Annotated in this window: 20 protein-coding genes; 11 read left to right on the forward strand and 9 right to left on the reverse strand. The window is 70.5% G+C overall.

The genetic code is table 11. The annotated features are described in order from the left end of the window. Positions 1–57: 57 nt before the first annotated feature. Entirely contained in the window at positions 58–837 is a 780-nt protein-coding gene (locus ACIOEW_RS22890) for a DUF6227 family protein (protein WP_401965461.1), read from the reverse strand. A gap of 133 nt (positions 838–970) precedes the next feature. Continuing rightward, entirely contained in the window at positions 971–2,116 is a 1,146-nt protein-coding gene (locus ACIOEW_RS22895; protein WP_401965463.1) for a P1 family peptidase, read from the reverse strand. A 342-nt stretch (positions 2,117–2,458) separates the two neighbouring features. Between ACIOEW_RS22895 and ACIOEW_RS22900 the strand changes: the two genes are divergently transcribed. The 6 genes from ACIOEW_RS22900 to ACIOEW_RS22925 all read left to right on the forward strand — a co-directional run bounded on the left by ACIOEW_RS22900 (position 2,459) and on the right by ACIOEW_RS22925 (position 7,922). Further along, positions 2,459–3,610, forward strand: coding sequence for an MFS transporter (locus ACIOEW_RS22900; RefSeq protein ID WP_401965466.1), 1,152 nt, complete (start codon positions 2,459–2,461; stop codon positions 3,608–3,610). After that, positions 3,607–5,931 carry a molybdopterin oxidoreductase family protein gene (locus ACIOEW_RS22905; RefSeq protein ID WP_362542431.1) on the forward strand — a complete coding sequence of 775 codons (2,325 nt, stop codon included), beginning with the start codon at positions 3,607–3,609 and terminating at the stop codon, positions 5,929–5,931. The genes ACIOEW_RS22900 and ACIOEW_RS22905 overlap by 4 nt, the downstream gene beginning before the upstream one ends. A 7-nt stretch (positions 5,932–5,938) precedes the next feature. Continuing rightward, positions 5,939–6,541: a 4Fe-4S dicluster domain-containing protein gene (locus ACIOEW_RS22910; protein WP_362542433.1), complete on the forward strand. Its 603-nt coding sequence runs from the start codon at positions 5,939–5,941 to the stop codon at positions 6,539–6,541. Then, a complete protein-coding gene (locus ACIOEW_RS22915) occupies positions 6,538–7,242 on the forward strand; it encodes a ubiquinol-cytochrome c reductase iron-sulfur subunit (protein ID WP_401965470.1) in 705 nt (234 codons plus the stop codon). Before ACIOEW_RS22910 ends, ACIOEW_RS22915 begins: the two co-directional genes overlap by 4 nt. Continuing rightward, entirely contained in the window at positions 7,239–7,616 is a 378-nt protein-coding gene (locus ACIOEW_RS22920) for a hypothetical protein (protein ID WP_350992272.1), read from the forward strand. Before ACIOEW_RS22915 ends, ACIOEW_RS22920 begins: the two co-directional genes overlap by 4 nt. A 96-nt stretch (positions 7,617–7,712) precedes the next feature. Beyond that, on the forward strand, positions 7,713–7,922 hold the full coding sequence (locus tag ACIOEW_RS22925) for a hypothetical protein (protein ID WP_306070423.1): 210 nt from the start codon (positions 7,713–7,715) through the stop codon (positions 7,920–7,922). 67 nt (positions 7,923–7,989) lie between these two features. On the opposite strand, the gene ACIOEW_RS22930 is transcribed toward ACIOEW_RS22925, so the two are convergent. From ACIOEW_RS22930 to ACIOEW_RS22955, 6 genes are all read right to left on the reverse strand, one after another. Continuing rightward, positions 7,990–8,514: an MscL family protein gene (locus ACIOEW_RS22930; RefSeq protein WP_362542437.1), complete on the reverse strand. Its 525-nt coding sequence runs from the start codon at positions 8,512–8,514 to the stop codon at positions 7,990–7,992. A gap of 123 nt (positions 8,515–8,637) precedes the next feature. Next, positions 8,638–9,237, reverse strand: a complete 600-nt coding sequence (locus tag ACIOEW_RS22935; RefSeq protein WP_401965475.1) for a hypothetical protein — start codon at positions 9,235–9,237, stop codon at positions 8,638–8,640. A gap of 295 nt (positions 9,238–9,532) precedes the next feature. Next, positions 9,533–10,366 (reverse strand): S-methyl-5'-thioadenosine phosphorylase, encoded by an 834-nt coding sequence (locus tag ACIOEW_RS22940; RefSeq protein WP_362542443.1) that lies wholly within the window; start codon positions 10,364–10,366, stop codon positions 9,533–9,535. Between the two features lie 184 nt (positions 10,367–10,550). Further along, a complete protein-coding gene (locus ACIOEW_RS22945; protein ID WP_362542446.1) occupies positions 10,551–10,919 on the reverse strand; it encodes an FmdB family zinc ribbon protein in 369 nt (122 codons plus the stop codon). 66 nt (positions 10,920–10,985) lie between these two features. Beyond that, positions 10,986–12,269, reverse strand: a complete 1,284-nt coding sequence (locus tag ACIOEW_RS22950; RefSeq protein ID WP_401965477.1) for an MFS transporter — start codon at positions 12,267–12,269, stop codon at positions 10,986–10,988. A 312-nt stretch (positions 12,270–12,581) separates the two neighbouring features. Continuing rightward, complete coding sequence (locus ACIOEW_RS22955) at positions 12,582–14,144, reverse strand: potassium/proton antiporter (RefSeq protein ID WP_401965480.1); 1,563 nt, start codon at positions 14,142–14,144, stop codon at positions 12,582–12,584. Between the two features lie 277 nt (positions 14,145–14,421). Between ACIOEW_RS22955 and ACIOEW_RS22960 the strand changes: the two genes are divergently transcribed. Further along, positions 14,422–17,172: a penicillin acylase family protein gene (locus tag ACIOEW_RS22960; RefSeq protein WP_401965482.1), complete on the forward strand. Its 2,751-nt coding sequence runs from the start codon at positions 14,422–14,424 to the stop codon at positions 17,170–17,172. 66 nt (positions 17,173–17,238) lie between these two features. On the opposite strand, the gene ACIOEW_RS22965 is transcribed toward ACIOEW_RS22960, so the two are convergent. Next, a complete protein-coding gene (locus ACIOEW_RS22965) occupies positions 17,239–17,823 on the reverse strand; it encodes a 5-formyltetrahydrofolate cyclo-ligase (protein ID WP_401965485.1) in 585 nt (194 codons plus the stop codon). A gap of 107 nt (positions 17,824–17,930) precedes the next feature. Between ACIOEW_RS22965 and galU the strand changes: the two genes are divergently transcribed. The 4 genes from galU (at position 17,931) to ACIOEW_RS22985 (ending at position 21,286) form a co-directional block, all read left to right on the forward strand. Next, the gene (gene galU / locus ACIOEW_RS22970) at positions 17,931–18,833 is read left to right on the forward strand and encodes a UTP--glucose-1-phosphate uridylyltransferase GalU (RefSeq protein ID WP_362542457.1); all 903 of its coding nucleotides are present in this window, start codon (positions 17,931–17,933) and stop codon (positions 18,831–18,833) included. 4 nt (positions 18,834–18,837) lie between these two features. After that, positions 18,838–20,148, forward strand: coding sequence for a gephyrin-like molybdotransferase Glp (glp, locus tag ACIOEW_RS22975; protein ID WP_401965488.1), 1,311 nt, complete (start codon positions 18,838–18,840; stop codon positions 20,146–20,148). 122 nt (positions 20,149–20,270) lie between these two features. Continuing rightward, a complete protein-coding gene (moaC, locus tag ACIOEW_RS22980) occupies positions 20,271–20,771 on the forward strand; it encodes a cyclic pyranopterin monophosphate synthase MoaC (protein ID WP_401965491.1) in 501 nt (166 codons plus the stop codon). Further along, complete coding sequence (locus ACIOEW_RS22985; RefSeq protein WP_401965494.1) at positions 20,768–21,286, forward strand: molybdenum cofactor biosynthesis protein B; 519 nt, start codon at positions 20,768–20,770, stop codon at positions 21,284–21,286. Before moaC ends, ACIOEW_RS22985 begins: the two co-directional genes overlap by 4 nt. Positions 21,287–21,298 lie beyond the last annotated feature (12 nt).

Below are 21,298 nucleotides of genomic sequence, written 5' to 3' on the forward strand. Positions count from 1 at the left end.
CCGCACCCCGGCCGGGGTGCGGGCACCGTCGTGTCCGGGGCCGTGCCGGGCAGTGCGTCAGCAGATGCGGGTACGGCTTTCCATCGCGCCGCGCGCCGCGGCCTCGTCGCCGTACACCTCGCACATGTGACGGCCGTCCGGTGTCGCCGTGTGCTCGACCTCCCACAGGCTCGTCTCTCTGCCGTCGAGAAGCAGGAAGGCGTGCTCGTACAGCGTGAATCCGGCGTCCCGTCCGTCCACCTGGCACTGCCGCCCGAAGACCTGGGTGATGTGGTGGGCGAAGGCCGACCGCAGCAGGCGCGCCGTCGCCGTGCCCGGCACATCCCGGTTCTCCGCCCGGCGCAGCACCCGGCGGGCGTGGTCCGCCGAGTTGTCCGGGGCGTACATCCGGGGGAGCGGGGCCGGTGGCGCCGCCATCAAAGCGTCGAGGATCTCCAGGTCGGCCTGCGGCCCGTCGTGCCCGAAGGCAGGGCCGTCGCAGAAGCCGCCGGTCAGCCGGGCCGCCGCGACGTGGGCGTCGGCCTCGTCGTCGTACAGCTCGTACAGCTCGTGCTGCCGGGGGTCGGGCAGCGCGTCGAATCCCGGCTCCGCGGCGTCGCGCGGGCCGCAGTGCACCAGCTCCCACAGGGCGAGCGGTGAGCCGTCGGCCAGCAGATACGTGTGCCGATAGGTCTCGCGGTGCAGGGAGGAACTGTGGTGAGAGGAGTGCAGGGAGCTGCTGTGGGCGAGCGCGGTGCCGAGCCGCTCGATCGTACTGTCGGGCAGGTCGAACGAGTTGAGAGCTCGTCGCAGGAGTCGCTCGAGGTGCTGCTCGGTTGTCTCGTACGGATCGCTCAAGGTGCTGTCTCCAGGCCGTCGCCGCGTGTGACTTGATGCGTGCTCAACGTAGTCCCTGGGTCTGACATCGTGACCGGGGTTGAGAAAAACGTACGGTGCACGCAGAAGGTTCCTGTTCCTCGCCCGAACTTCCCTACGCCGATGGCGAGTCGACTCCGTGCACCCTGTTGTCCGGTGACGGTGCCGTTTGCTGCGGTGTGCCGTAGAGATCGCGGTACGCGAGGTATGTGACGCCGCCGTCACGGCCGTTGACGCCTGTGGCGGCCCGAACGGCCTTCACGATGGCCCGGGTCACGGCCTCCGCGCCCGCCGCCAGCAGGTCGTTGAGTGCGAACGGGTTCGCCGCATCCAGTGATCGCCCGCCGGTGGCCAGGGCGAAAACGGTGTCCCCGTCGGTCATCAGATGTACGGGCCGGATGGCGCGCGCCAGCCCGTCGTGCGCCGTCCCCGCGAGCTTCTGTGCCTGTGCGCGGCCGAGTTCGGCGTCCGTCGCGACGACGGCGAGCGTGGTGTTGAGCGGGGGGCGTGTGTTCGCGTCGTGCGCCTGCGCCAGGCGCCGTTGCGCCTCCTGGTGGATCTCCGGCGCGGGCGCGACGGCCGGCTCGGCGCCGCCGTACTCCCCGTACAGCACGCCGGTGCGCGGATCGAGCACGGAACCCGCCGCGTTCACCACGGCCAGCGCGGCCACGGTGATCCCGGACGGCAGCAGGACGCTCGCCGTGCCCACCCCGCCCTTCAGCTGCCCGGCGACCGCGCCCGTGCCCGCCCCGACGCAGCCCTCGGCGACCGCGGCGCCCGGCTCCGCGCGCGCCGCGTCCTCCACCGCCGCCCGGCCGGTCGAGGCATCCGGCCGGGCCCGCCAGTCGCCGCCCCGCCCCAGGTCGAAGACGCAGGCCGCGGGGACCACCGGAACCACCTGGGCCGGATCGGCGCCGACCCGCACGCCGCGCCCCTGCTCCTCCAGCCAGGCCATCACGCCTGACGCCGCGTCGAGGCCGTACGCGCTGCCGCCGGTGAGGACCACGGCGTCGATGCGCTGCACCAGATTGCGCGGGTCCAGCGCGTCCGTCTCCCGGGTGCCCGGGCCCCCGCCGCGTACGTCGACGGCGGCGACCGCGCCGCCCTCGGGCGCGAGGATCACGGTGGTGCCGCTGAGCGCCCCCTCGCCCGCCACCCGCGCATGCCCGACGCGGATCCCGGCGACATCGGTCAGCGCGTCCCGCCGGCGGGGTGACGGCGAGGGCGGCGATGTGGGGGCTGGGGTGTCCTGGCCGGTCATCCGGTGCTCCTCGTGTGCGGGTGGCTGACGGTGCTGGGCGAGCCGTGCCCCGTGAACGTACCCGCCGGACGACAGGGGAAGCGGGACGCGCCGAAGCGCTTGTGAGTGCGTTCACAAGCGAACGATGGGCTGGGCGCCGAGTAAGCCGTTCACCCTGCACGACACCCCGTCAACCGCCGCCGGTCCGGTGCCCGCCGCCCGCGAGGTTCTTCGCCTCGGCGGGCTGCATGCCGAGTGAGTCGAACGTCGAACTCGTCGCCCGGATGCGGCCGAACCATGACGCGCTCACCCGTAGAGCCATAAAACAGGACTAATATCCCCATATGGCCCTACGGTGGCGGGGTGACCGAGCCACCAGAAGCCTCTGCCGCAGCCGCGCAGCCCGCCCCCGGTGCCAGCACCGGTTCCCCCGGCGCGGCCGCCGGCCCGCCGTCCTCCGGCGGGTCCGCCCGCTCCGGCGCCGCCGTCCCCCGGTCCGTCACCGCGCGCGCGACGGCGGCCGGTGTGATCGTCTCCCTCCTGCTGATCGTGGCCATCGTGCTGGGAAGCAGGTTCCTGGAGAACTTCGACTCCGCGCTTCTGCCGTACGCCGTGGCCACGGTCTTCCTCGCTTTCGGCGTCGCCTACCGCTACACGGTCTGGGTCTCCGCCCCGGGCGCCCGACGGCTGTTCAAGAAGGGCTGGGGGAGCCTGTTCTCGGCCGAGAACTTCCGTAAGGCACCCACCGCCCTACCGAAGATGATCGCCACCTACCTGGGCTTCCAGAAGTTCCTCGGCGCCCGCTCCCACGCCCGCTGGGCCGCCCATCAGCTGATCTTCTGGGGGTGCATCCTCGCCTCCCTGATCACCTTCCCGCTGACGTGGGGCTGGTTCACCTTCACCTCGAACAGCGGCTCCGGGCCCGGCTACGAGATGCGCATCTGGGGCTTCAAGATCGTCGGCTTCGACTCCCTGGACATCCTCGGCTGGCTGATGTTCCACGGCCTGGACATCGCCGCCGTCCTCGTCATCCCCGGAGCCTCCTACTTCCTGTGGCGCCGGATGAAGGACCGCGGCGCCATCACCGGCCAGCGGTTCGGCTACGACCTGGTGCCGCTCATCGCGCTGATCGTCATCTCGGTGACGGGGCTGCTCCTCACCTTCTCGTCGATCTTCCTGCACGGCGGCGGATACGAGTTCCTGGCGATCCTCCACATGGTCTCGGTGGTCTTCACCCTCATCTACATCCCGTTCGGGAAGTTCTTCCACATCGTCCAGCGCCCCGCCGCCGTCGGCATGCAGCTGTTCAAGTACACCGGCCGGCAGGACCAGGAGGTCTTCAGCTGCCGGCGCTGCGAAGAACCGATCGACACCGCCCCGTACGTCGAGAACCTCCGCGGCACCATGCGCGACCTCAGCCTCGACTTCGACCAGTGGGCCGAGTACTGCCCGCGCTGCAAGCGGGTGCTGCGCGGCAGCGCCTATCTCTCCCAGGTGAAGAAGGGCTTCAAGTGACCGCGGATCCGCGAGCAGCCGACACCCGTGCGGTCGTCCCCCTCGACCCCTCCCTCGCCCCGCCCGGCACCCGCGCATTCCGGGACGCCGGTGGCATCCCCGCCGACCAGTGGCACGCCGACCAGAACGGGGAGACGCTCGTCCCCACCCACTGCTGCTTCTGCGGGGTGCAGTGCGGGATGTATCTGCGCGTCGACCGCGGCGGCAAGGTCTTCGGCGTCGAACCCCGCAACCACGACATCAACCGGATGCGCCTGTGCCCCAAGGGCATCAACGCGTACCAGCAGGTCAACCACCCGGACCGGCTCACCGCCCCGCTCATGCGCCGCTCCCGCGACGAGGAGTTCCGGGAGGTCTCCTGGGACGAGGCTCTCGACTTCACCGTCGCCGAGATCAAGCGCATCCAGCAGACCTACGGCAACGACGCCTTCGGGCTGCTCGGCGGCGCGAGCCTCTTCTCCGAGAAGACCTACCTGGTCGGCAAATTCGCCCGGGTCGCCCTCAAGACCCGGCACGTCGACTACAACGGCCGGCTCTGCATGGTCAGCGCGGCGGGCGCCAACAAGCTCGCCTTCGGCATCGACCGGGCCGGCAACCCCTTCTCCGACATCCTGCTCACCGACTGCCTCCTGATCGCGGGCTCCAACGTCGGCGAGTGCTTCCCCGTGATGACCCAGTACGTGTGGGGCGCCCGGGACCGCGGCGCCAGCCTGATCGTCATCGACCCGCGCGAGACGGCCATCGCCAGGACCGCCGACATCCATGTCGCGCTCAAACCCGGGACCGACTCGGCGTTCTTCAACTCCGTGCTCAACGTCGTCATCGAGGAAGGCCTCACCGACGAGTCCTACCTCGCCGCCCACGCCACCGGCTGGGAGGAGGTGAAGGCCAAGGTGGCCGAGTACCCGCCGTCCCGGGCCGCCGAGATCTGCGGCATCCCCGCGGAACAGATCGTCCAGGTCGCCCGCACCTTCGCCCGCGCCCCCAAGGCCATGGCCTGGCACGCCCGAGGCATCGAGCACCACTCGCAGGGCGTCGAGAACTGCCTCAGCGTGATCAACCTCTGCACCGCCACCGGACACATCGGCAAGCCCGGCGCCGGCTACGGCACCATCACCGGGCAGGGCAACGGGCAGGGCGGCCGCGAGCACGGCCAGAAGTCCGACCTCCTGCCGGGCGGCCGCTCGATCCTGAACGAGGAGCACCGCCGGCAGATCTGCGAGATCTGGGGCATCGAGGAGTCCGAACTCCCTTCCGCCGGAACCTCGATGATGGAAATGGTCTGGCAGATGCAGCGCCGCGAGATCCGCGGACTGATCGGCATCTGCAACAACCCCTTCGTCTCCCTGCCCAACTACAAGGTGGTCAAGGAGGGTTACGACACCGCTGAGTTCCACGCTCAATTCGACTTCTTCCTTTCCGAGACCGCGGCCAACGCGCATGTCGTCTTCCCCGTCACCACCTGGGCCGAGGACGACGGTGTGATGGCCAACGCCGAGGCCCGGGTGGTCAAGCACAACAAGGCCCAGGACCCGCCCCCCGGCGTGCGGACCGACACCTGGGTGATGTGCGAACTGGCCAGACGTCTCGGCGCGGGCGACAAATTCGCCTTCGCCGATTCCCGCGAGGTCTTCGACGAACTGCGGATCGCCTCCGCCGGAACCGTCAACGACTACTACGGCATCACCTACGAACGGCTGGAGGAGACCGGCGGAATCGCCTGGCCCTGCCCCTCCACCGACCACCCCGGCACCCCCCGGCTCTTCGAGGACGGCAGGACCTACCACCCCGACGGCAAGATCCATATGCAGGTCGTCGAATGGCACCTGCCGATGGACCCGTACGACGACGACCACCCCATGTCCCTCACCACCGGTCGCACCGTCGCGCACTTCCTCTCCGGCAACCAGACCCGCCGCCTGGGCGCCCTCGTCGAACAGACCCCGCGCCCCTGGGCCGAGATCCACCCCTCCCACGGCTTCCGCAACGGCGAACCGGTCCGCGTCGTCACCCGGCGCGGCAGCGAGGTCTTCCCCGCCCTGGTCACCGAGGCGATCCGCCCCGACACCGTCTTCATCCCGTACCACTGGCCGGTCCCCACCGCCGCCAACGCGCTGACCATCGACGCTCTGGACCCCCGCTCCAAGATCCCCGAGTACAAGGTCTGCGCCTGCCGCATCGAGCACGCCGAGAAGATCGACGAGGTTCCCGCACCCCCGGTCGCACCTGGCCATGTCGCCTACCCGGAGACCCAGGTCTCCCGCACCGACCCGCTGCCGCCCACCTCCCCGCAGGGCCGTGGCACCTCGGAAAGGAGCTGATGCCCGCATGATGGGCAGAACGATCTTCATCGACCCGGGACGCTGCATCGGCTGCCAGGCCTGTGTCTCCGCCTGCCGGGAATGCGACTCCCACCGCGGCAAGTCGATGATCCACCTCGACTACACCGACGAGGGCCAGTCCGTCGCCTCCCTTCCCACGGTCTGCATGCACTGCGAGGACCCCGTCGCGCCCTGTGCCGAGGTCTGCCCCGCCGACGCGATCCTGGTGACCGCGGACGGGGTGGTGCAGCAGGCGGACACCACCCGCTGCATCGGCTGCGCCAACTGCGTCAACGCCTGCCCCTTCGGTGTGCCGAAGATCGACCTCCAGGCGAAGCTGCAGATGAAGTGCAACCTCTGCTACGACCGCACCGCCTACGGTCTCGCCCCCATGTGCGCCACCGTCTGCCCGACCGGAGCGCTCTTCTACGGAACCGTCGAGGAGCTCCAGGCCGAGCGCCCCGGGGTCCAGGTCGCCGACACCTTCGTCTTCGGCGAGACGGAGGTCCGCACCGGCGTGGCCATGGTCGTCCCCGCCGACAAGGTCCAGTGGCCGGTGCCGGGCGGCCTGCCCGTCGTGGAGATCAACGGGAAGGACGTCCGCCGATGAGCGTCACCGAACAGCCGCCCCCCGGGGATTCGCGACAGCCGCCCTCCGGGGACCCGCGCGAGGCCCTGCACGACCGGATCGCGGCGGACTCCCTCACCACCCGCCGCGACTACCTCCGCATCGTGGCCACCGTCTCCGGCGGTCTCGCGGTCGGCGGTCTCGGCGTCGCGGGTGGCATGCTCCCGCGCCACGGCGACCCCGAGGACGACAAGGCGCCCGCGCCGAAGAGGGTCGGCTCCCAACTGCTGCCCGGGGAGTCCATCGCCTTCAGCTACCCGGACGAGGAGGACAAGGCGGTCGCCGTCCGGCTCAATGACGGCACCCTTGTCGGCTACTCGGCGATCTGCACCCACCTGGCCTGTGCCGTGCTCTGGCAGAAGGACCGGGGCTCCGAGGGCGAGCTGTACTGCCCCTGTCACGAGGGTGTCTTCGACGCCCGCACCGGCGAGGTCACGGCCGGACCGCCGCCCCGCGGACTGCCCAAGGTGGTCCTCACCGAGCAGACGGACGGCAGTATCTGGGCGGTCGGGACCACCCGTTCCGGCGAGAGCATCGAGAAGGGGCTGTGCCGCCAGCTCGGCGACGACCGCCCGGACCTCGCCTCCCGGATCGGCTGCCCCGGAGTCCGCACGGGCGCCGAGGCCCCCGGCATCTCCCGTACCGAGGCCACCGAGCCCCCGATCTCCGGCAGGCGGACATGAGCGACGCCCAGCAGCCCACCGGTCCGCACTACCCGGAGTACCACCCGGGCAGCGCACGGCCCGAACTCAACCGGCCCGTCCATGAGCGCTACCCGCAGATCCGGCCCACCAGCGGCTACGGCGACCCCCGCGTCCGCCACACCGGGCCGGGGCCGGGAGCGGGCAGCGACCAGGAACCGGAGCGGTCCTCGAAACTGACGGCACGGCTGACCCTGGCCATGACCGTCGTCATCGGGCAGCTCTGGGGACTCACGGTCGTCATCGACGAATGGATGGAGGGCAACACCGGTACCGCCTGGTGGGGGGCCGGATTCCTCTGCCTGTCGTTCCTCGTCGTACTCGGACTCTGGTGGCTCGACCCCAAGGACCGCTGAGCGGCGTCCCGGGAGGCTGGCCGCCGGGAGCCCCGGCTTCGCGCGGTGCGCTTCGGTGCGCCTTCGCTCCCCGCAGGGCGGCCGTACCCTGGAGGCATGAGTACCGCCCCCGCCCCCGGACCGCGCGATTCGAAGCCGAGCTCGCCGGACCGGCCGAAGCCCAAGCCGGCACTGATCTTCGACGATCCGCTGGACCAGCAGTCCGCGGACGATACGGACCGGGGGTGGGGTGAGCGGGCCCCCTCCGGTGGCAGCGCCGCCGACCTGGCCCGTTTCCTCGACGAGAAGCCGCCCCACCACGTCTGAGCCAGCCTCCACCACGTCTGAGCCCGCCCCACCACGTCTGAGCCAGCCCCCGCCCGGTCCCGCGGTTCTACTCCTGGCGGCCCCGCCCGGGGTCCTCGCCGTGGTTCCCTTCCACCGGGCCGCCGCTGCCGCCGCTCCGCTGTGCGACCAGTGCGTCGCGGATCTCCTTCAGGACCTCCAGCTCGCTCACCTCCATCGTCTCCTGCACGCCTTCCTTCGCCGCCTGCATGGCGGCCCGCCTGGCGAGGTACTTCGCCATCGGCAGCACCATCAGGAAGTAGACGACGGCAGCGGTGATCAGGAAGCTGAGGGTGGCGCTGAGCACCGAACCCCACAGGATCCGGATGCCCTCGGTCGCCTCGCCCGTCCGCGGGTCCGTATGGCAGGGGCCCTTGAGGCAGGAGCTGTAGCTCTCCAGGTCCTTGGTGCCGAACGCACCGACGAGCGGATTGATCACGCCCCTGACGATGGCGTTCACGATGTTCGTGAACGCGGCGCCGATGACGACGGCGACCGCCAGATCGATCACGTTGCCGCGCATCAGGAAGGCCTTGAAGCCGTCCAGGAGACTGACCTTCTTCTTCTCGCTCACGCGTGAGCCGTCCTTTGTATGTGCCGTAAGGGGAGCGAACTGTTCCGCAACCTACGGCAGTACAAGGGGAATCCACCCCATTCACGGTTGATGCCCGGTGACGTGATGGTTCGTCAGTACGAATCAACACAGGATCACCGCAAACCCGGCCGAGATTCCCGCACCGGCCAGCGCCGTGGCCGTCGCCCGCGGTACGGACAGCACGATCAGCGCCCCGCTCTCCGCGGAACCCTCGGTGGACGCAGGGACCTGGGTCACCCGCGCACCTTTCGCCAGCACCCGGGAGCCGCCCCCGGCGCCTTCGGACGCGATCACGTCGACGCGGTCTCCCGGCCGCAGCAGCCGGACGGTTTCCGCATCGGCGATCCGGACGGGCGCGGACATCAGACGAACCGGCGGCGACGCCCGCCGATGCGCCGTCCCGGCCGCGTGCGCCGCACCGCTGCCGGCACCGCCCGCGCCGCTGCCCCCGCCGCCGGCTTCGCCTCCGCCGAGCCCCGAAGCGGCCAGCGCGGCAGCCGTCAGGGCCAGCCCCGCACCCATCGCCCGCCGCTGTCGCCACACCGCGCGCCGCAGCCGGTGTCCACTGCCCCCGCGCACCCGCAACGGGGGGAAGGGCGGCACCCCGCAGGGTGGCGGCGCGGGGGCGGGCAGGGGTGGAGATGCGGATGGGGAGATTGCTGAGGGCTGCGAGGGCGTGGAGGGAGGGCCGTACGGGGACATGCCAAACACCGCCTGCGTCGAGGGAGTTCAGGGACGGGATGAATCGGACGGGGTGAATCGGATCGTGAGGTCCGGCCGAAGGGAAACGGCCGAACAGCCCTCACGATCCACCACCCGTGCGATTCCCGCTGAGCCCTGTGGACGGGCCACCCGATGTGGAAAACTCCCTCACCCGTGCGAGGGCGAAGTACCTGCTTTAGGCGCTTGGCGAGCTTGAGGTGCTTGAGGTGCTTGGCGAGGTTGGCGTGGTAGAGGAGCTTGAAGGCTCGAATGGAGAGCCGCCGGGACTAGCTCCCTACGGCAGCTCGATACCCGTCTCGATCCCGTCCAGCGCATGCGCGCACAGACAATTCCGGTCCGCCTCCGCGGGCAGCGCGGCCACCGCGTCGAAGAGGACCGTACGCAGCCGGTCGACATTGGCCGCGAACACCTTGAGCACCTCCTCGTGGGAGACGCCCTCGCCGGCCTCCGCGCCCGCGTCCAGGTCCGTCACCAGCGTCATCGTCGTGTAGCAGAGGCCCAGCTCCCGGGCGAGCACGGCTTCGGGGTGCCCGGTCATCCCGACCACCGACCAGCCCATCGCCGCGTGCCAGCGCGATTCGGCCCTCGTGGAGAAGCGCGGCCCCTCGACGACCACGAGCGTGCCGCCGTCCACCGCTTCCCAGTCCCGTCCGCGGGCCGCCGCGAGAGCGACCTTGCGGCCCTCGGGGCAGTAGGGGTCCGCGAAACCCAGATGCACCACGTTCGGTGCCGCTCCGTCCGCCCGGGTCTCCCCGTCGTAGAACGTCTGGACGCGCGTCTTCGTACGGTCCACCAGTTGGTCCGGTACGAGCAGCGTCCCCGGTCCGTACTCCGGCCGCAGCCCGCCCACCGCGCAGGGGCCGAGCACCTGACGCACGCCGACCGAGCGCAGCGCCCACAGGTTGGCGCGGTAGTTGATGCGGTGCGGCGGCACATGGTGGCCGCGTCCGTGACGGGGGAGGAAGGCGACCTTGCGGCCGCCGATCTCGCCGAGGAACACGGAGTCGCTCGGCGCTCCGTAAGGGGTCTCCACGCGCACTTCGGTGACGTCCTCCAGGAAGGAGTACAGCCCCGAACCGCCGATCACACCGATCTCTGCGTTCACCATGCGGTCACAGTAGGCGTTCACCCCGCGGCCGACACGGCCGGGCGGAAAAGGCCCGGCGATGCGGCCGGGCGGAAGGGGGCGTCACCAAGGCCCGGGGGTGCGGCCGGGCGGCAAACGCCGAGGACCCCGCCGAGCGGATCGGCGGGGTCCCGGTGAAGCCAGGTGAAACGGTCGGGCAGGCGGCTCAGGCGGCCGACGAACCGCTCGACGAGGACGACGAAGAAGACGGGGACGACGAAGAAGACGCCGTGGAGGAGCTGGACGAACCGGCGGAGGACGTCGACGAAGAGGACGACGACTTCGCGTCCGATCCCGTCGAGGACGAGGATCCGGCTGCCTTCGCAGCGGCCGGGGCCGGCGTGCTGCTCGACGACGAACCGCGGCTGTCGTTCCGGTAGAAACCGGATCCCTTGAAGACGATGCCGACCGCCGAGAACACCTTCTTCAGGCGTCCATCGCAGCTCGGGCACACCGTGAGGGCGTCATCGGTGAACTTCTGCACCGCTTCGAGGCCCTCGCCACACTCGGTGCACTGGTACTGGTAAGTCGGCACTTGTTCCTCCTGGCACTCTGACTCGATGAGTGCTAACGACGCTCCATAGTGACTTATTCCGCTGGATCAGTCCACCGTGACCGGCTCGCGGTGACCGATCCCACGTGCCACGGTCCGCCCCGAGGCCCTCGGGAGAAGCCGTGAACGCAGCGCCACCAACGTCACCAGCGCCAGCACCGTGCCCACCAGCGGCACCAGGAATCCGGTGCTCGCGCCATGAGCATCGGCCAGCCGCCCGGCCACGGTCACCGCGCCCGCCTGGCCGAGCGCGACCGCGCCCGTCAGCCAGGTGAAGGCCTCGGTCCGTGCCGATCCGGGGACCAGCGCATCGACCAGGGTGTAGCCGCTGATCAGGGCCGGTGCGATGGAGAGTCCGACCAGCAGCCCGAGCCCGGCCAGCAGCGGCACGGAGTGCACGGCCCAGAGGCCCGACGCGGTGAGTGTCAGGGCCGCGTATCCGGCGATCAGCCGGCGCCGCGGCCCGGTCTTCCAGGCGATGGCGCCGCAGGCGATGCCGGCCAGCATGTTGCCGGCCGCGAAGATCCCGTACAGCAGACCGTTCGCACCGGGGCTGCCGATCTCCTCGGCGAACGCGGTCAGCGATACCTGCATCCCGCCGAAGACCGCGCCGATCCCGAGGAAGGCCACCGCGAGCACGCGTACGCCGGGTACGGACAGCGCGGAGGCGTGCGGCTGGGACCCCGCGGACCCGGTGCCGCGCACGGCCGGCTGGGTGGCGCGCTGCGCGGCGAAGAACAGGCCGCCGAACAGGGTCAGGGCAGCTTCGGCGATCAGCCCCGCCGCCGGGTGCACTCCGGTGCAAAGCGCGGTGGCGAGGACCGGACCGATGACGAACGTGAACTCGTCCGTCACCGATTCGAAGGCCGCCGCCGTCGACATGAGCGGCGAGGCCTCCCGGCCCGGCGCCGCCCCGAGCACGGCCGCCCAGCGGGCGCGCACCATCGGGCCGATCTGCGGGATGGAGGCACCCGTGGGAACGGCTGCGGCGAACAGCGCCCACATCGGGGCGTCCGCCAGCGCGAGCGCGGTCAGGGCAGCGACGGACGCCGCGTGCACGAGGACGCCCGGAAGCAGCACGGCACGCTGGCCGAAGCGGTCGGCGAGCTTGCCGGTCTGCGGTGCGAACAGGGCCATGGAGACGCCGGTCACGGCGGCGACGGCGCCCGCGCTGCCGTAGGAGCCGGTGGTGTGCTGGACCAGCAGGACGATGCCGATGGTCAGCATCGCGAAGGGCTGCCGTGCGGCGAAGCCCGGCAGGAGGAAGGTCCACGCACCGGGGGTGCGCAGCAACTGCCCGTATCCGGGGCGGTCGGAGACCGTGGACACCACGGTCCATGCCTTTCTGCCGCCTGGTGGCCGTGCTCCTGCGAGGTGGGCCGGCACGTGGGTGCGGACCCGGTCAGGAGCTGCCGAGAGCTGTCCTCTTCGCGCGGAACTGCGGTAGATGCCGGGCGCTCGCAGCAAGGGCGGAGGACGCCACGACCGCCATACGGTCGCGCCAGCTCTGCATCAGGCAGAGTTGGTGGATCAAATAGGTCGATCTGGGTTTCCTTGATGGTACAGGCAAAGGTCCTGATCCACCTGTGATTGTGCGCAAGGCAACCTCTCTCACCTGCGGACACGGGGTGTGTCCGCAGGCCCTCAGTGGTGCGCCCTGGTATCCCGGGCAGCCCGGTCCTCGTGCTTCCTGGCGTCGTCCGTTCTGCCCAGCTTCTTCACTGCCTTGAGCGCGTTGGCCACGTTCGGTCCGGTGAGGGTCTCGTCGGCGGCGTTCCCGCCGGTCCCCAGCCAGCCGGCCAGCTTGCCGCCCTCGCCGATCGCGCGCAGCCGGGCCTCGGTGGCGTCGCGCACCGGGTCGGTCGTCACGACCAGCAGTTCGTCGCCGCGGCGCAGCACGGTCGAGGGTGCGGGCACGAAGCTCTTGCCTTCCCGGACGACCAGCGTCACCGCCGCTCCCGCGGGCAGGCGCAGTTCACCGACCTCGACGCCGTGCATCCTCGACTTCGCGGGGATGTCCACCGAGAGGAGATGTCCGCGCAGCCGCTCCAGCGGGGCCGACTCGATGCCCAGGTCGGCCGTCTCGGACGGGTCGTCGGCGATCTTGAGGGCCTTCGCGAGCCAGGGCAGGGTCGGTCCCTGGATGAGGGTGTAGACGACGACGAGTACGAACACGATGTTGAAGACCCGGGTGGAGCCCTCGATCCCGGACACCATGGGAATGGTCGCCAGGATGATGGGCACGGCGCCGCGCAGCCCGGCCCAGGACATGAGGGCCTTCTCCTGCCAGGGCAATCGGAAGGGCGCCAGCGAGATGAAGACCTCCAGTGGCCGGGCCACCACGGTCAGCACCAGTCCCACGACGACGGCGGGCCAGAAGTCGTCGATCAGGTCGTGCGGGGTGACCAGGAGGCCGAGCAGGACGAACATCCCGATCTGGGCCAGCCAGCCCAGTCCGTCGGCGAAGCCTCGGGTGGCGGGCCAGTGCGGCAGCTTGGCGTTGCCGAGAATCATCGCGGCGAGGTAGACGGCGAGGAATCCGCTTCCGTGCAGCATCGCGCCGGCCGCGTACGCGGACACAGCGATCGCCATCACCGCGATCGGGTAGAGGCCCGAGGCGGGCAGGGCCACATGACGCAGGCCGTACGAGCCGAGCCAGCCGACAGCGATGCCCACGGCTGCGCCGATGGCCAGTTCCAGGGCTATCTCGCCGACCAGTACGTACCAGCTGTCGACCGGGCCCACGGTCGAGAAGGCCACCACCAGGATCACCACAGGGGCGTCGTTGAAGCCGGACTCGGCCTCCAGGACGCCGGTGATCCGGGCGGGCAGTGGCACCTTGCGCAGTACGGAGAAGACCGCGGCGGCGTCCGTGGAGGAGACGACCGCACCGATGATCAGCGCCTGCCGCCATTCCAGACCGACCAGATAGTGCGCTCCGGCCGCGGTCACGCCGACGCTCACGCCGACGCCGACGAGGGAGAGGACGACGGCTGCGGGCAGCGCGGGTTTGATCTCTTTCCACTTCGTGCCGAGGCCGCCCTCGGCGAGGATCACGACGAGGGCGGCATAGCCGATCACCTGCGTCAGTTCCGCATTGTCGAACTTGACGTCGAAGAACCCGTCCTGCCCCATGGCGATCCCGATGCCGAGGTACAGGAGCAGGCTGGGGAGCCCGCTGCGGGACGAGATGCGTACCGCCGCCACCGCGACGAGCAGGACGAGTGAGCAGACGAGCAGGAGTTCGTTGAGCGCGTGGACAGTCAGTGGCCGGTCCTTCCCTGCGTACGCCTGCCGGATCGTCTTCCGGTGGCCGGTTACTTCGTTACCTTACCTAATCTTTAACGTTTTCTTGATGCGTTCGAGCATTCGTGCGATCGCTACACAATTCGAACCATCCCGATACCGCGTCGGATCTGCCGCGACGCTGCGCCTATGGTTGCTCCTGCACTCCCAGGACCACCCTGCCCCTCGAAGGACAGCGATGCCCGCCAACACAACCGCCTCTTCCGGCTCCACCGGTACCGCCGGCGGTGGGCCGCGCAAGAAGAAGGGGCGACGCGCCCGCCTGATCTTGATCGTCCTGGTGCTGGCGCTTGTCGCGGGTGTCGGTTACGGAACGTACTGGTCCGTATCCACTGTGCGCGCGTCGTATCCCCAGACGAACGGGACGGCCCAGCTCGCCGGACTCGACAGCAACGTCGAGGTGAAACGCGACAGCTACGGGATCCCGCAGATCTACGCGGACTCCGACGCCGACCTGTTCCGCGCCCAGGGCTTCGTCCAGGCGCAGGACCGCTTCTGGGAGATGGACGTCCGCCGTCACATGACGGCCGGCCGGCTCTCCGAGATGTTCGGCTCCGGCCAGGTCGAGACGGACTCCTTCCTGCGCACGCTGGGCTGGCGCAAGGTCGCACAGGAGGAGTACGACACCGTCCTGTCGGACGAGACCAAGAAGAACCTCCAGGCGTACGCGGAAGGCGTGAACGCCTACCTCAAGGACCGCGACGGCAAGGACATCTCCGTCGAGTACGCGGCCCTCGGCTTCACCAACGACTACAAGCCCGCCGAGTGGACCCCGGTCGACTCGGTCGCCTGGCTGAAGGCCATGGCCTGGGACCTGCGCGGCAACATGCAGGACGAGATCGACCGTTCGCTGATGACCAGCCGGCTCGACGCGAAGCAGATCGAGGACCTGTACCCGCCCTACCCGTACGACAAGCACAAGCCGATCGTCAGCGAGGGCGGGATCTCCCCGGCCACCGGGAAGTTCGACCCGCAGGCCACACCGTCCGACGGCATCGGCTCGGCGACCGCCGATGGCGCCACCCAGGGCCTCACCGTCCAGCTCGGCGCGCTCTCCGACACCCTCGACGAGATCCCCGCACTGCTGGGCCCCAACGGCACCGGCATCGGGTCGAACTCCTGGGTGGTCTCGGGGCAGTACACGACCACCGGCAAGCCGCTGCTCGCCAACGACCCGCACCTGGCGCCGCAGCTGCCCTCGCTCTGGTACCAGATGGGGCTGCACTGCCGCGCCGTCTCGGCGACCTGCAAGTACGACACCGCCGGCTACACCTTCTCCGGCATGCCCGGCGTGATCATCGGCCACAACCAGGACGTCGCCTGGGGCTTCACCAACCTGGGTGCCGACGTCACCGACCTCTTCCTGGAGAAGGTCTCGGGCGACGGCTACCTGTACGACGGCAAGGTGAAGCCCTTCACCGTCCGCGAGGAGACCATCAAGGTCGCGGGCGGCAGCAGCCGGCACATCACCGTCCGCGAGACCAACAACGGCCCGCTGGTCTCCGACCGCAGCGGCGAGCTGGAGAAGGTCGGCCAGAAGGCCCCCGTCAGCAATGCCGCCCCCGACCGGGCGGACGGCTACGGGGTGGCGCTGAAGTGGACCGCGCTGGAACCCGGCAAGTCCATGGACGCCGTCTTCGAGCTGAACCGGGCCAAGGACTTCGCCACCTTCCGTACGGCGGCCGAGCACTTCGAGGTTCCCTCGCAGAACCTCATCTACGCCGACACCAAGGGCAACATCGGCTACCAGGCGCCGGGGAAGATCCCGGTCCGCACGTCCGGTGACGGCACGATGCCCAGCCCCGGCTGGTCGTCGGCGTACGGCTGGAAGAAGGACCCGATCCCCTTCGGCGAGCTGCCGTACGAGTACAACCCGAAGCGCGGCTACATCGTCACCGCCAACCAGGCCGTGATCGACGAGGACAAGTACCCGTACATGCTCACCAAGGACTGGGGCTACGGCAGCCGCAGCCAGCGGATCAACGACCTCGTCGAGTCGAAGATCAAGGGCGGCGGGAAGATCTCGACCGAAGACATGCAGAAGATGCAGATGGACAACACCAGCGAGATCGCCGCGCTGCTGGTGCCCGAGCTGATGAAGATCAACATCTCGGACAAGGACGTCCGCGAGGCGCAGAAGCTGCTGGAGGGCTGGGACTACACCCAGGAGGCCGACTCGGCGGCCGCCGCGTACTTCAACGCGGTCTGGCGCAACATCCTCAAGCTCTCCTTCGGCGACAAGCTGCCCAAGGAGATGAGGGTCGAGGGCGAGTGCCTGAACGTGCCCCCGGCCAAGAGCTCGGGTCCGCTCGACGAGCAGGACAAGCTGGTACGGGAATGCGGTCAGCGCGACGCCGACTCCGCGCAGCCGGACGGCGGCGACCGCTGGTACCAGGTCGTCGCGAACCTCATGGACAAGCCGGACAGCGACTGGTGGAAGGCGCCGGCGAACCGCAAGGACAAGGCGACCGAGAACCGCGAGGAGCTCTTCGCCCGTGCCATGGAGGACGCCCGCTGGGAGCTGACGGCCAAGCTCGGCAAGGACATCACCACCTGGAACTGGGGCCGGCTGCACCAGCTGACCCTGAAGAACCAGACCCTCGGTACGGAGGGCCCCGGACTGCTCCAGCGGGTGCTCAACCGAGGCCCCTGGAACCTCGGCGGCGGCGAGGCCGCGGTGAACGCCACCGGCTGGAACGCGGCAGGCGGCTACGAGGTCGTCTGGGTCCCGTCGATGCGGATGGTCGTCAACGTGGGGGACTGGGACAAGTCCCGCTGGATCAACCTCACCGGCGCCTCCGGGCACGCGTTCAGCGCGCACTACACCGACCAGACCGACAAGTGGGTCAACGGTGAACTGCTCGACTGGTCCTTCGGGACGAACGCGGTGTCCGCGGCGACCACGGACACGCTGACACTGAAGCCGTAGAGGCGGGCCCGCGGACCTTCGGAGGCTGCCTCCGGAGCGCCGCGGGCCGGCCGCTGTCCGCGGACCTCAGCCGTCGCCGAAGCGCCGCGGGCCGGCCGGTGTCACCACGGCGTCCACGGGGTGGTCGTGCGGTTCCTCCGGGACCCGCGCGGTCACCTCGGCGTCGTACAGCAGGACGATCAGCGCGGGATGCGCCCCGGCGGCCGAGAGACGCGCCAGCACCCGGTCGTAGCTGCCGCCGCCGCGGCCGAGCCGCATCCCGCGCCCGTCCACGGCGAGGCCCGGAAGCAGCACCACGTCCGCGTCCAGGACGGCGTCGGGGCCGAGCCGCGCCCCGTCGGGCTCCAGGAGCCCGCGCCCGGCCTTCCTGAGGCCGTCCGCTCCCTCGTACGGCGCCCAGTCCAGGTCGTTGTCCGCGAGGAGCACCGGCAGCAGGACGCGTACGCCCCGCGCGCGCAGCGCGTCCAGCAGGGCGCGGGTGCCCGGTTCGCTCCCCACCGAGACATACGCGGCGACCGTACGGGCCCCGGCGACCTCCGGGAGTTCGAGTGCGCGACGGGCCAGAACCGCGGCGGCCCGTTCTACGTCCTCATGGGTCAGAAGGCGTCGCGCGGCGAGCAGTTCACGCCGCAGCAGGCTCTTTGCGGACATGTCGGTGTTCAACGGGGCACCCATAGATCTCTCGTACCGGCATATTTGAGTACAAAGTTAACCGGAGGCTCATCTTCCGCCCATGTGCGCCGGTTAGGGTTCTGCGCATGACCCAGTCGAACCTCAGGATCAGCAAGGCCGTCATCCCGGCGGCGGGCCTCGGTACCCGCTTCCTGCCGGCCACCAAAGCCACTCCGAAGGAGATGCTGCCTGTCGTCGACAAGCCTGCCATCCAGTACGTCGTCGAGGAGGCCGTCGCCGCCGGACTCTCCGACGTCCTGATGATCACCGGTCGCAACAAGCGTCCCCTGGAGGACCACTTCGACCGCAATTACGAGCTGGAGTCGGCACTGACCCGCAAGGGCGACGCCGAACGGCTCCGCAGGGTCCAGGAGTCCAGTGACCTCGCCACCATGCACTACGTCCGCCAGGGCGACCCGAGAGGGCTCGGCCACGCGGTGCTGTGCGCGGCTCCGCACGTCGGCGACCAGCCGTTCGCGGTCCTCCTCGGCGACGACCTGATCGACCCGCGCGACCCGCTGCTGGCACGCATGGTGGAGATCCAGGAGCGCGAGGGCGGCAGCGTCATCGCGCTCATGGAGGTCGCGCCCGAACTGATCCACCAGTACGGCTGCGCGGCCGTCCAGCCGACGGCCGAGGGCGACGTGGTGCGGATCACCGGCCTGGTCGAGAAGCCCGAGCCGGCCGAGGCGCCCAGCAATCTCGCCATCATCGGCCGCTACGTCCTGGACCCCGCGGTCTTCGACATACTGCGCAGGACCGAGCCGGGCCGCGGCAACGAGATCCAGCTGACGGACGCCCTCCAGCTCCTGGCCGAGGACGAGAAGGCCGGCGGCCCGGTGCACGGCGTGGTCTTCAAGGGCCGCCGCTATGACACCGGTGACCGGAGTGATTACCTCCGTGCCATTGTCAGACTCGCGTGCGAACGTGAAGACCTGGGTCCGGAGTTCCGGACCTGGCTCCGCAGTTACGTCACCGAGGAGATGTAGCACCTTGAGCAGCACGATCTGGTCGGTGGACGAGCACCTGGAAGACATCCTCGCCACGGTGAGGCCGCTCGAACCCATCGAGCTGCAACTGCCCGAGGCCCAGGGCTGCGTCCTGGTCGAGGACGTCGTGGTGGAGATCGCCCTGCCGCCCTTCGACAACAGCTCGATGGACGGCTACGCGGTCCGCGTAGCCGATGTGGCGGGCGCCACCGAGGAGTTCCCCGCCGTCCTCACCGTCATCGGTGACGTCGCGGCGGGCGACGCCGGCCTCCTCGGCGACCAGCGCGTGGGACCGGGCGAGGCCGCCCGCATCATGACGGGGGCCCCGCTCCCGGCCGGTGCCGAGGCGGTGGTCCCGGTCGAGTGGACCGACGGCGGTACGGGCGGCGGGCCCGCCGCCACGATGCGCGCCCACAGCGACGCCCCCGAGGGCGCGCGCGGCGAGGTCCGGGTCCACCGCCCGGCCGAGGCCCGCGCCCACGTCCGGGCCCGTGGCAGCGACGTGCGGCCGGGCGACATGGCGCTGCGCGCCGGCTCGGTGGTGGGACCGCCCCAGATCGGCCTGCTCGCCGCGATCGGCCGCTCGACGGTGAAGGTGCGGCCGCGCCCCCGCGTCGTCGTCATCTCCACCGGCAGCGAACTGGTCCAGCCCGGCGAGGAACTGACCGGCGGACAGATCTACGACTCGAACAGCTTCGCGCTGACGGCCGCCGCGCGCGACGCCGGAGCGATCGCCTACCGGGTCGGCGCCGTCTCCGACGATGCCCAGACGCTCCGGGCCACGATCGAGGACCAGCTGATCCGGGCCGACATCGTCGTCACCACCGGCGGTGTCAGCGTGGGCGCGTACGACGTCGTCAAGGAGGCCCTGTCCCCGACCGGTGACGAGGACGAGCCGGGCGGCGGAGTCGACTTCCGCAAGCTCGCCATGCAGCCCGGCAAGCCGCAGGGCTTCGGCTCCATCGGCCCGGACCACACCCCGCTGCTGGCACTGCCGGGCAACCCGGTCTCCAGTTACGTCTCCTTCGAACTGTTCGTACGGCCCGCGATCCGCACCCTGATGGGCCTGCCGGACGTGAACCGCCCGACCGCCAGGGCGTCGCTGGTCACGGACAAGGCCCTGTCATCACCGGCCGGCCGACGGCAGTTCCTGCGCGGGACGTACGACGCGGAGGCGGGCACCGTCACCCCTGTCGGCGGTTCCGGATCGCATCTGATCGCCGCTCTCGCCCAGGCGGACGCGCTGATCGTGCTGCCCGAGGACGTCACCTCCGCCGAGCCCGGCGCGGACACCGAGGTGATCCTGCTCCGCTGAACGGCGCCCGGTGGCGGTACGGTGTCTGCCGCTGTGCCTTCCGGGGACACCCCCCGGACCCCGGGCCTGCACCCCGGTGCAGCACCAGGGGCAACCGGCGCCCTACCGCTAGGCGGAGTTAGTTGAGTACGCAGAACAGGCTGACGCACATCGACGAGGCGGGCGCCGCCCGCATGGTCGACGTCTCCGCGAAGGACGTCACCGCGCGCGTCGCCCGCGCCAGCGGCCGGGTCCTCGTCTCGCCGCGCGTCATCGAGCTGCTCCGGGGCGAGGGGGTCCCCAAGGGCGACGCCCTCGCCACCGCGCGCATCGCCGGGATCATGGGCGCCAAGCGCACCCCGGACCTGATCCCCCTCTGCCACCCCCTTGCCGTCTCCGGCGTCACGGTCGACCTCGGCGTGGCCGACGACGCGGTGGAGATCACGGCCACCGTGAAGACGACGGACCGCACGGGCGTCGAGATGGAGGCCCTGACCGCGGTGTCGGTTGCCGCGCTCACTGTCATCGACATGATCAAGGCCGTCGACAAGTCCGCGGTCATCACGGACATCCGGGTCGAGGCGAAGTCGGGCGGCAAGTCCGGCGACTACCGGCGCACCGCGCCCGGCGGGGCGGACGCATGAGCACCCCGCAGGCACCTTCCGCCGGTTACCGCGCCCTCGTCGTGACCGCGTCGAACAGGGCCTCCGCCGGGGTCTACGCCGACAAGGGCGGACCGCTGATCGCCGAGGCGCTGGCCGGGCTCGGCTTCACCGTCGACGGGCCGCAGGTCGTTCCCGACGGCGACCCGGTCGAGCAGGCCCTGCGGGCCGGGGTGGCCGCCGCGTACGACGTCATCGTGACCACCGGCGGTACGGGCATCTCGCCCACCGACCGCACCCCCGAGGCCACCCGCCGCATCCTGGACCACGAGATCCCCGGCATCCCCGAGGCGATCCGCGCCGAGGGCCGGGACAAGGTCCCCACGGCCGCGCTCTCGCGCGGTCTGGCAGGTGTGGCCGGCCGTACGCTCGTCGTCAACCTGCCCGGCTCCACCGGCGGGGTGCGTGACGGGCTCGAGGTCCTGAGACGACTCCTGGTGCACGCCGTCGAGCAGCTCCGCGGCGGCGATCACCCCCGACCGGGGAGCCCGAGCTGAACGTCCCGACCT

The organism is Streptomyces sp. NPDC087901 (assembly GCF_044742205.1).
GTDB lineage: Bacteria > Actinomycetota > Actinomycetes > Streptomycetales > Streptomycetaceae > Streptomyces.

Coding starts and splice junctions, on each gene's coding strand:
- ACIOEW_RS22985 (WP_401965494.1), top strand. CDS start 20,768: ATGAGCACCCCGCAGGCACCTTCCGCCGGTTACCGCGCCCTCGTCGTG.
- ACIOEW_RS22910 (WP_362542433.1), top strand. CDS start 5,939: ATGATGGGCAGAACGATCTTCATCGACCCGGGACGCTGCATCGGCTGC.
- ACIOEW_RS22960 (WP_401965482.1), top strand. CDS start 14,422: ATGCCCGCCAACACAACCGCCTCTTCCGGCTCCACCGGTACCGCCGGC.
- ACIOEW_RS22965 (WP_401965485.1), bottom strand. CDS start 17,823: ATGTCCGCAAAGAGCCTGCTGCGGCGTGAACTGCTCGCCGCGCGACGC.
- ACIOEW_RS22920 (WP_350992272.1), top strand. CDS start 7,239: ATGAGCGACGCCCAGCAGCCCACCGGTCCGCACTACCCGGAGTACCAC.
- ACIOEW_RS22925 (WP_306070423.1), top strand. CDS start 7,713: ATGAGTACCGCCCCCGCCCCCGGACCGCGCGATTCGAAGCCGAGCTCG.
- ACIOEW_RS22915 (WP_401965470.1), top strand. CDS start 6,538: ATGAGCGTCACCGAACAGCCGCCCCCCGGGGATTCGCGACAGCCGCCC.
- ACIOEW_RS22940 (WP_362542443.1), bottom strand. CDS start 10,366: ATGGTGAACGCAGAGATCGGTGTGATCGGCGGTTCGGGGCTGTACTCC.
- galU (WP_362542457.1), top strand. CDS start 17,931: ATGACCCAGTCGAACCTCAGGATCAGCAAGGCCGTCATCCCGGCGGCG.
- ACIOEW_RS22895 (WP_401965463.1), bottom strand. CDS start 2,116: ATGACCGGCCAGGACACCCCAGCCCCCACATCGCCGCCCTCGCCGTCA.
- ACIOEW_RS22935 (WP_401965475.1), bottom strand. CDS start 9,237: ATGTCCCCGTACGGCCCTCCCTCCACGCCCTCGCAGCCCTCAGCAATC.